Raw genomic sequence first — 1,163 nt, 5'->3', positions numbered from 1 at the left:
CTAATACTTCATCAATGGCGCGAATAGCCGTGACCGTATCTCGATTGGGAGACACGGGATAAGAGAGAATGATCTTCTTGACCGCGTCAAAAAAGAAAAACAAATAGTGCCATTTTCCATTCACGCGGATATAGGTTTCATCGCCACAAAATTGATCTGAAAGCTCGTAAGGATAAGAATCCACATAAGGCTTTAGGAGCAGAGCGACACTATTCTCGTAATTCAATATCGTTTGATGAGAAATAGCGACACCGTGAACATCTTGCATAATCGCAGCTGTTTTGCGGGCTGATAGCCCGTAATTCACATGATAAGTCAAGATTAAACCCAATGTATGCGGTGAAGCATGGATCTTAGACAAATTTACTCTTGGTAACTCGGGTGATTGTTTAGACAAAGGTAGAAAATCAACGTGAAACTGACGAAAGATATATCGTACTTTAAATGCCTGAGGATCCTTCTTAAACCGTTTTTTCTCTTTTTTAGACATGGCTTTTAGCTTCTTTTGGTAATAGGAACAATCATTGTTTTTACACTTGAAGACGGAGAAATCTTTCCTTTCTTTGACTTTTTCTAGTGTTTTGGCACAGTGAGGGCACCTTAAAATCGCCTCTTTAGAAAACCGATTCTTATCATGGAAAAGACACGAACAGACCTTACACAGAAACTGCCCTTTGTTTCCATTATTCGCATAAAGATAATCTGATGGAGCACCACACTTGGGACAGTTCATTGTCTTTGGAACAGTCATTATTGAACGAGCATGCCTTTTAACAGGTTTAAGAGGCTTTCCATGTTCCATCGAATAGTTTTCTAAAAGGATTTTATAATTTAGTTTTCCATGCGTTTCGATGATCGGAAGATCATCAACCTGAAGTTTTCGATAAGGCTTATGAACAGGCTCTTCAGTAGGCTTCTCAAACATGTTTTTACCAATAAGAAGAGTTTGTAAAGTACGAATCATTTGATCTTGATACTTGATAAATTCGAGTAAATAAGTTAATAATTGAGGGTACAACTTGTCACTTCCTATTTTAGGGATTTTGGTGTCGTGTGGTAACCTCATCAAACCTTAAAATTCAGGGGGTGGCAAGTTTTTTGCATTCATTCCCCTATAAATCAAGAGGTTATTAACTTTTTACTATAGATTATTTGACAATACG

1 protein-coding gene is annotated in these 1,163 nt (G+C 37.6%); it reads right to left on the bottom strand.

Features of this window, described 5'->3' with window-relative positions:
- A partial coding sequence (locus KI363_RS21520) for a transposase (protein WP_212967605.1) occupies positions 1-1,018 on the bottom strand: 1,018 nt, incomplete at its 3' end.
- Positions 1,019-1,163 lie beyond the last annotated feature (145 nt).

The sequence above is a fragment of the Lederbergia ruris genome (assembly GCF_018332955.1).
Classification (GTDB): Bacteria; Bacillota; Bacilli; order Bacillales; family Bacillaceae_C; genus Lederbergia; species Lederbergia ruris.
Note: the sequence above shows the minus strand (reverse complement) of the source record. Positions and strands in the feature narration are given on the sequence as shown.